This is a genomic window from Halolamina salina (assembly GCF_042678005.1).
Lineage (GTDB): Archaea > Halobacteriota > Halobacteria > Halobacteriales > Haloferacaceae > Halolamina > Halolamina salina.
The window spans coordinates 66,740-68,480 of record NZ_JBHUDH010000022.1 but is presented as its reverse complement, the minus strand read 5'-3'; the positions used below and the strand labels follow the sequence as shown (position 1 = coordinate 68,480).

At 71.9% G+C, this 1,741-nt stretch carries 3 protein-coding genes; 2 read left to right on the top strand and 1 reads right to left on the bottom strand.

The window, feature by feature from the left end; translation table 11 throughout:
* Together ACFR9S_RS02910 and gfcR are read left to right on the top strand one after the other, a co-directional pair.
* Positions 1–514, top strand: a 514-nt coding sequence (locus ACFR9S_RS02910; protein WP_379818024.1) for a zinc-binding dehydrogenase, incomplete at its 5' end; no start/stop codon positions are given.
* Positions 511–1,131, top strand: a complete 621-nt coding sequence (gfcR, locus tag ACFR9S_RS02905) for a transcriptional regulator GfcR (RefSeq protein WP_379818023.1) — start codon at positions 511–513, stop codon at positions 1,129–1,131. The genes ACFR9S_RS02910 and gfcR, both read left to right, overlap by 4 nt.
* Position 1,132: 1 nt before the next feature.
* Here gfcR and ACFR9S_RS02900 read toward each other — a convergent pair.
* On the bottom strand, positions 1,133–1,741 hold a 609-nt coding region (locus tag ACFR9S_RS02900; protein WP_379818022.1), incomplete at its 5' end, for a PfkB family carbohydrate kinase.

Genomic DNA, 1,741 nt, shown 5'->3' with positions numbered 1-1,741 from the left:
GGGGTCGCTGGGACTCCTGACGGTCCCAGTCCTCGCCGAGCGGTTCGAGGAGGTGTACTGCCTCGGTCGCCGCGACCGCGACGATCCGGCGGTCGAACTCGCGATCGAGGCCGGCGCGACGTACGTGGACTCCCGTGAGACGCCCGTCGAGGCGGTCCCCGAGGCGTACGCGCCGATGGATCTGGTGTTCGAGGCGACCGGCCACGCGCCACACGCGGTCAAGTCGGTGTCGGCGCTGGCGCCCAACGGCGTCGCGGCGCTGCTCGGCGTGCCGGAGCCACACACCGCCGAGGTGGATCTCGCCGATTTCCACCGCGAGATGGTGCTGGGCAACCGCGCGACGGTCGGCTCGGTCAACGCCGGCTACACCCACTTCGAGCGGGCGGTCGAGTGGCTCGACGCGATGCCCGCCTCGGTGCGGTCGCCGTTCGCCGAGCACGTCTACCCGATCGAGGAGTTCGAGGCGGCGCTGGACAGCGACGTTATCAAGGCGGCAGTCGAACTCCACCCATGAAGAACGTCGACGACCTGATCGAGGAGGCACGCTCGCTCGCCGACCGCGGCTTCTCGAAGGGGGAGATCGCCGACGAACTCAACGTCTCCCGGGAGACCGCCTCGTGGCTGGTCGACCGCGCCGGCGCCACGCCCGCACAGGGCGGCGGCCCGGGCGACATCCACGTCGACTGGTCGGCGGTCGGCCGGGACTCCTCGCGGCTCGGACACGTCGCGGCCGCGCTGGCGGACCTGCTCTCGAAGAAGGGGGAGGACGTGGACCTGACCGTCGGCGTCGAGAAAGCCGGCAGCCCGCTCGCGACGACGGTCGCGACTGAGTTGGACACGGATCTCGCGACGTACACGCCCCGGAAACACCAGTGGGAGGAGGGTAGCATCGAGAACCTCGAGGGCGGCTTCTCCCGGAACTTCGCGGAGGTCCGCGAGCGGGAGTGTTACATCGTCGACGACACCGTCACCTCCGGCACCACGATACAGGAGACGATCGACGCCGTGCGCGCCCGCGGGGGCGAGCCGGTCGCCTGCGGCGTGCTCGCGGACAAGCGCGGCGTCGACGAGGTCGACGGCGTGCCGGTGTACTCGCTGCTGCAGGTGATCCGGGTCGGCGACGGCGCCTGAATCAGCGGTCGATCTCGTCGGCGCCGCCGTCGATCACCGCCGTCACGTCTTCCGGCGTCACGACCGCGGCGTCGCCCGCCACGGTCCGTTTCAGCGCGGCGGTCGCGGTCGCGGCGTCGAGCGCGACGGGCACCGAACTGCCGGTCAACAGGCCGGCGAGCAGCCCCCCGACGAACGCGTCGCCGCTCCCGACCGGATCGACGGTGTCGGTTTCCAGCGCGTCGGCCTCGTGGATCTCGCCGCCGTGGGCCGCGACCGCGCCCGCCTCGCCGCGGGTCACCACCACCGCCTCGCAGTCGTGTTCGACCCCGAGGCTGTGTGCGATCTGCCCGGCCTCGCCGTCGCGGTCCAGCACCGTCTCGGCGTCGCGCTCGGCGACGATCAGCACGTCGACGTGTTCGAACAGCGGGCGGAGTTTCTCGGCTGCTTCGGCGGGCGTCCAGAGCTTCGACCGATAGTTGAGGTCGAACGCGCGCGTGACGCCGGCCTCGCCCGCCGCCTTCAGGAGCGCCGCGGTCGTCTCCCGTAGCGTCTCCGAGAGCGCGGGCGTGATCCCGCTGGTGTAGAACGCGTCCGCGGCGCGGACGCGGTCGACCGCCAGCTCGTCGGG